We start from the raw sequence: 6,416 nt of genomic DNA, 5'->3' as shown, positions 1-6,416 counted from the left end.
TTTGCCGATCATAAAAATCGGACCTGTCGCTTTTCGCCTGCGAAAAGCATGTATATGGCTTTTACTTCCAGTGAAAAACAGCTGGAATCTGGAATTAACCCTCGCAATCAGCTTAAAAAACTGAAATAGCTCATTAAAAAGGAGAAAATCCAAACAAATAGATCAAACCCCGGCTCATCACCAATGAGCCGGGGTCTTTTATTGGTCAAAAGAGAGCCTTGGACAACTGAGGCCGTCTTCGATGATGAAATTGTCACCATTATTAGTTCCGGACATAGTGGAAACAGCGCGAAAATCTGCCGAAGCAGAATTATTTGCCCGCATTTCCTGAAAGACCAGCTGGCGTTCCTGGATTTTCAAATCTTCCAGCGGATTTCCGTAAAATGATAATAGGATTGCTCCAAATGCCCCGGTGATCAAAGTGATGCCCAAAAATGAAAGGAATCCCTTCATGTGAAACCCCGCTTTCCAGTGTTTGCTTAGTATATGAAACGCAAAGCCGCAAAAAAGGTTCCCGGTTGAAGAACTGCAGCTTGTGCGTGATACTTAGGATAAAGAACACACATGAAAAGGAGGAAACGATTTGCTGACCTTACAGACGAATATCTGTCATTTACTCGGTATTGAATATCCAATCATCCAGGCAGGAATGGCCGGCGGACCGGCGACCCCGGAATTGGCTGCAGCCGTGAGCGAAGCGGGTGGCCTCGGAACATTAGGAGCTGCCTATCTGGCGCCGGACGCACTGCGCGAAGCAATTACGGCAATAAAATCAGCCACTTCAAAGCCGTTTGCGGTCAATATTTTCGTCTCAAAAGAAAAGGGTGATTTTACCCGCCTTGTGGAAGTGCAGCGGGCACTTGCACCTTTCCGGAGTGAACTGAACATCGAAGAGCCGGAAATTTCGAGTTCGGCAGACTGGAGCCGGCAGCAATTCGACATCTGTGTCAAGATGTCAGTGCCCGTCATCAGCACGGCTTTCGGCTTATTGGATGAGGCACAAGTACAAGCGGCCAAATCCGCCGGCATAAAAATAATCGCCATGGCAACGACTGTGGAAGAGGCAAAACTGGCTGAGCAGTCAGGTGCCGATGCGGTCGTTGCCCAAGGCAGTGAAGCGGGCGGCCACAGAGGAACATTTTCGCTGGATGATCATCCGGATGGTGCTCAGATCGGCACGATCTCCCTCGTTCCGCAGATTGTGGATGCTGTCAGAATTCCGGTTATCGCAGCCGGCGGCATAGCTGATGGACGCGGGCTTATTGCAGCTCTCGCACTCGGCGCAGAAGCTGGCCAAATCGGCACACGGTTTTTAATTGCTGAAGAAGCAGGGACACACACGGCGTATCAGCAACGAATCATCGACTCGACGGAAGAACAGACCGTCATCACGAAAAGTTTTTCCGGCCGTCCGGCACGCGGCATCAGGAACCGCTTTATAACGGAATTTGAAAAAACGGGAACCAAACCGCTGCCATTTCCGTCCCATAATACAGTGACGCGGGACATCCGCACAGCGGCTGCGAAACAGAACAACAGTGAGTTCATGTCGTTATGGGCGGGGCAGTCGCTGAGGCTCGTGAATGATAAAATGCCGGCGGCTCAAATTATGCAGGAAATTATTCAAAACGCACAAAGTATTTTAAAGGGATAGCGCTTTAACATCATCCCTTTTTTGCGGATTCTGCGCCGCGCCGTGCTATACTTATGAATGTGATTTTTTAAAAAGAGGAGATTGACCAGATGGAATGGAAAAATATATACCGCGGCATTTTGATGGGCATCAGTGACCTGATTCCCGGTGTCAGCGGAGGAACGATTGCGTTTATCTTAGGAATTTATGACCGGCTGCTTGAAGCCATCAGCGGATTTTTCAGCCGCGAATGGAAAAAACATCTTGGCTTTCTTATTCCACTAGTACTTGGGATTGGGATAACTTTGCTCGCTTTCAGCCGAGTCATCGAATTTTTGCTCGAGAACCATTATGAAGCGACACAATTCTTTTTCATGGGCCTGATTCTGGGGGTCATCCCGTATATTATGAAACAGGCTGAAGTAAAGAAGAACTTCACAAAACGCCATTTTGCAATTCTGATCCTCATTGGAATCGCCCTCGCTTCAACGGCATTTATCCGAACGAATGATGATATTACACCGATTGTCGACTTGAGTGTGCCAGTATTCTTCACCCTCTTTTTCTCGGGCTGGCTGGCCAGTATGGCGATGCTGCTTCCGGGAATCAGCGGTTCATTCATCCTGCTGCTTCTGGGAGTTTACACGACTGCGATCAACGCCTTGTCGACGCTGAATATTCCGATTGCGCTTGCCATCGGGGCAGGTGTCATCGTCGGATTCATCGTCAGCAGTAAAGCGATCCGCTATCTGCTGGAGCACTTCACATATGTGACGTATGCTGCAATCATTGGTTTGATTCTTGGTTCATTATTTGTCGTATTCCCTGGATTTGCAGCCGACACGGCAACGCTCGTAACCAGCCTGATCACATTTACGGTCGGCCTGGTTTTCACCTTGCTGTTCAGTTCGCCGAAGAAAACAACCATTACCGATTAAGCAATAAAACCGGACAGCCCTCTGACACAGAGGGCTGTTTCTTAATTTGAAATGAACATATAAGTGAATTCTATTATTTGGAAATAAAAGAGGTAATAATTATCTTTTTATCTTTAGGACTGAAATATAGCTTTCCTGAAGCTCTTTTTGCTTTATAGAACCCGCGACAAAGATTAAACTGAACAGAAGAGGTGATGGCGCGTGCGGAAACTATTCTTATTATTGCTCATGATTGTCCTGGTGTATTTCGCACGGCCGCTTTGGGAAGATCCGGTCGGTGAATATGTGGATTTGGGTTTTCTTGATCCTGTCGATAATGCGATTGACAGCTTTATAGGCCGGGCAGATGTTTCGGGTGCTCTCGATGAAGCGAAAGAATTTACTGCGCGTTTTGCCAGCCAGCTGCAGACGCTCGTTTTGACAAATTCGGATAATATGCCGGAAGCGGTTGAAAAGCCGGAACTGTCGGAAACAGATTCCCTGTTCGCCATCCATAATGTCACACTCGGCATGACGAAAGAAGAAGCGCAGGCAAAAGTCGGGCTGCCGCTGCGTCTGATGCAGAACGAGTACGGCAGCGATTGGCACAGCTATCACACGGATTACCAGAACTATGTTTTATTGGCTTATGACCAGAATGGCCGGGTCAATGGAATGTTTACGAACCAGGATATAATTTCTTCGACAGAAGGGATTACGATGAATTCCAATAAAGAAGAAGTGCGCGGCAAGCTTGGTGCGCCGTTGAAAAGCCTGCAAAAAGGGAATGTCCAGTACATTCTTGATACACGCGATGAATATGATTTATTTAACGTGGGCGATCTGTATATCACGGTCTTCTATGATATTCACGAAGAAAGCACTGTAACGGCGCTGCAGGTGATTCATGAAGACCTTGAAAAAGCGCGGAAGGAAATTTACGCTGCGCCGGATGATGAACTGCGGGAAGGGTATGAATACCTGCTGTTTGAACTGACCAATTCCGCGCGGATACAGCGGGAATTGCCGCTTCTGAAATGGGATGAACAGGCGATGCTGACAGCGCGTAAACACAGCGAAGACATGGCGGAACAGGCATACTTCAGCCACACGAACAAAGAAGGGAAGTCGCCGTTTGACCGCATGTCGGATGATGGCATCAACTTTTTCGTAGCCGGTGAAAACCTGGCATACGGCCAGTACAGCAGCATTTTCGCTCATGAAGGCCTGATGAATTCAGCGGGCCACCGGGAAAATATTGTGAAACCTGATTTCGGCTATCTGGGAATCGGGGCAGCATTCAACAATGAAAACCAGCCGTTTTATACGGCTAACTTTTTTAACAGGTGATTAGAAAAGCGAAAGCGCCCGTTTAGCTCTGAAAGGCAAAAAGACGGACCAGGGAAATGGCTTCTTTTGCCATGCAGCTGGGCTGGCTTATGACCCGAAGAGCCGGGCCGCTTGAGTCTGGACACCGAAAAGTAAAAACCGATCCGCTGAGCGGGTCGGTTTTTTAATTTCTGCAAAAAATGAAACCATTCTAAATCAAAGGCGTATAAAGAGAGGGCCGGCATACATAGAAAAAGCTGACCCCCGAAAAGGTCAGCCGGATTGCCATATATTTTATTAATTCAACAGGAACCAGGCCAGAACAACAAGCGGCCCCATGATGAAGCAGTAGATGGCGAAGTATTTCAATTGCCCTTTCGCCATGATATTCATGAACCATTTAAGTGAGAAGTAGGAAGCGACGAGAGATCCGACGAAAGCCATCAGGTATGGTACAGCCAGAGTGGCCAGATTGTCATCGGTCAGGATATCAGAGAAACTCAGCACAGCGCCTCCGAGGCTGATAGGGATGAACAGCAGGAAAGAAAAGCGCAATGCCGTTTCCTGGTTGATGCCTCTCGCCATTGCCGCAACAATCGTCGCACCGCTGCGGCTGATGCCCGGTATTAACGCAACGGCCTGGGCCGCTCCGATAATGATGGCATCTTTCATAGTTAAATTGCCGTCTTTACGTTTGCCGCGGATGTCACGGATCAACCAGAGTGCGGCTCCGGTGACGATCAGGGTGATTCCGACAGTGACAATAGTGGACAGGTAATCATCGATTGTATCCTGGAACAGCAGGCCGATGATTGCTGCGGGGATTGTCGCTATCACGAGATAGACGATGAACATGAAATCGCGTGTCGTTTCTTCATCTTTTACTTTGAAGTACCGTAACCCGTTTACGATCAGGCGCTGAATATCTTCACGGTAAATGATCAGAACGGCGATTAATGAAGCGGTGTTGACGAGCAGCGCAAAAGTGGAAACGCTGCCTTCGATTTCGACATCAAGAAAGTATTGGGCAATCAGCAAATGTCCGCTTGAGGAAATCGGAATCGGCTCTGTCAGTCCTTGGAATAAGCCGAGCAGCAAAAATTTTATCGTAAGCCATAATTGTTCCATCTGAAATAACTCCTTTTTCGTGGTTATGTAGCAACAAATGTAATAGACGCCGCAGCGGCTGAAAAGTTCGCTTTCACAAAGAGTAATGATAACATAATTTCATGGTAAACTGGGTATAATGTTAAGAATTAAAGGAGGGAAAATTTTGACAAATAAACTTTGGTTCCAGGCGGGAATAGGCATCATTCTTACTTTAGTCATTATTCGTCTATTTATAGAAGTACAAGGAATCTTCGATCCGCTATTCATCATTGCAGGAACAATTTTTGTGCCGCTGCTTCTCGGAGGTGTGCTGTTTTATCTTACACGCCCTCTTCTTTATTTTCTTGAAAAACGTGGGCTGCCGAAATGGGCTTCCATTCTCAGCATCCTGCTTGCGATCATTTTGGTGTTCTGGATCTTTTACGCCATGATTGGTCCCGCAGTAACAGATCAAGTCAATACCCTTGTAGATAAGTCGCCTGAAATTGTTGAAGAAGTTGAAGGTTATGTGCAGTATGTATTGGATCAGCGCAGCCGCCTGCCTGACAGCGTTCAGGAACAGATTGACGGGATGACGAGCAGCATTGGTGATTGGGCTGCCAATATAGGATCCGTCCTTCTGTCGTTTATAATGGGGTTGGTTTCCGGTATAATATCGCTCATTCTTGTGCCATTTTTCCTGATATATCTGCTGATCGACCATAAGAAATTTGTGCCGTTTGTCTCCGGCTTCTTTTCAGGGGAACGTAAATCCTGGGTCATCAAAACCTTGCAGGACATAGATAAAACTTTGAGAGCCTATATTCAGGGACAATTATTTGTCAGCTTCCTGGTCGGACTCATGCTGTTGATAGGCTATTGGATAATAGGGCTCGAATACGCCTTATTGCTGGCTCTTATCGGTATGGTGACAAATGTCATTCCATTCCTTGGACCGTATATTGCCGTAACTCCCGCCATCATCATTGCTCTGGTAACTGATCCCGTCCAAGCGATTTGGGTGGCGGTCATTATGCTGGTAGCTCAGCAAATCGAAAGCAACCTGATCACGCCGAATGTCATGGGCAATGCACTCGATGTTCATCCGCTGACAGTCATCACGTTAATCCTGGCAGCAGGGAGCATCGCCGGCTTATGGGGCATCATCCTAGCCATTCCTGTTTACGCAGTCGTGAAATCAGTTGCGAAAAATATTTATGCAAGACGTCGGGATATAAGTAAGACAGCCACAAAAGATGTTTAACAGAGCCCCCGTGAATGGAATATTCATGGGGGTATTTTAGTTGAAGGAAAAATAGAACCCTAAAGTTGCAATGGATTTCAACCAGCGTACCTCTGGCCAGCCTCCATCGACCCAGCTCTCCGGGTCATAAGCCACTCTGATCCAGACTCCAACAGCCAACTCCTCGGACTTAAGCTGCCCTTCC

Annotated in this window: 6 protein-coding genes; 4 read left to right on the top strand and 2 right to left on the bottom strand. The window is 47.3% G+C overall.

What is annotated here, in order from left to right; translation table 11 throughout:
* Window positions 1-198 precede the first annotated feature (198 nt).
* Entirely contained in the window at window positions 199-453 is a 255-nt protein-coding gene (locus tag KW93_RS17560; RefSeq protein ID WP_033542244.1) for a hypothetical protein, read from the bottom strand.
* A gap of 130 nt (window positions 454-583) precedes the next feature.
* Between KW93_RS17560 and KW93_RS06825 the strand changes: the two genes are divergently transcribed.
* The 3 genes from KW93_RS06825 (at window position 584) to KW93_RS06815 (ending at window position 3,900) form a co-directional block, all read left to right on the top strand.
* Window positions 584-1,654: an NAD(P)H-dependent flavin oxidoreductase gene (locus tag KW93_RS06825; RefSeq protein WP_033542243.1), complete on the top strand. Its 1,071-nt coding sequence runs from the start codon at window positions 584-586 to the stop codon at window positions 1,652-1,654.
* Between the two features lie 89 nt (window positions 1,655-1,743).
* Window positions 1,744-2,571, top strand: coding sequence for a DUF368 domain-containing protein (locus KW93_RS06820; RefSeq protein ID WP_033542242.1), 828 nt, complete (start codon window positions 1,744-1,746; stop codon window positions 2,569-2,571).
* 201 nt (window positions 2,572-2,772) lie between these two features.
* Entirely contained in the window at window positions 2,773-3,900 is a 1,128-nt protein-coding gene (locus KW93_RS06815; RefSeq protein WP_033542241.1) for a CAP-associated domain-containing protein, read from the top strand.
* Between the two features lie 276 nt (window positions 3,901-4,176).
* On the opposite strand, the gene KW93_RS06810 is transcribed toward KW93_RS06815, so the two are convergent.
* The gene (locus KW93_RS06810; RefSeq protein ID WP_033542240.1) at window positions 4,177-5,007 is read right to left on the bottom strand and encodes an undecaprenyl-diphosphate phosphatase; all 831 of its coding nucleotides are present in this window, start codon (window positions 5,005-5,007) and stop codon (window positions 4,177-4,179) included.
* Between the two features lie 145 nt (window positions 5,008-5,152).
* On the opposite strand from KW93_RS06810, the gene KW93_RS06805 reads away from it, so the two are divergent.
* Complete coding sequence (locus tag KW93_RS06805) at window positions 5,153-6,232, top strand: AI-2E family transporter (RefSeq protein ID WP_033542239.1); 1,080 nt, start codon at window positions 5,153-5,155, stop codon at window positions 6,230-6,232.
* The last annotated feature ends 184 nt before the right edge of the window (window positions 6,233-6,416 follow it).

It is taken from the genome of Planococcus sp. CAU13 (genome assembly GCF_000775575.1).
GTDB lineage: Bacteria > Bacillota > Bacilli > Bacillales_A > Planococcaceae > Planococcus.
Note: the sequence above shows the minus strand (reverse complement) of the source record. Positions and strands in the feature narration are given on the sequence as shown.

Excerpts from the sequence above, each read along its gene's own strand:
- KW93_RS17560 (WP_033542244.1), bottom strand. The coding sequence starts at position 453 with ATGAAGGGATTCCTTTCATTTTTGGGCATCACTTTGATCACCGGGGCA.
- KW93_RS06810 (WP_033542240.1), bottom strand. The coding sequence starts at position 5,007 with ATGGAACAATTATGGCTTACGATAAAATTTTTGCTGCTCGGCTTATTC.
- KW93_RS06820 (WP_033542242.1), top strand. The coding sequence starts at position 1,744 with ATGGAATGGAAAAATATATACCGCGGCATTTTGATGGGCATCAGTGAC.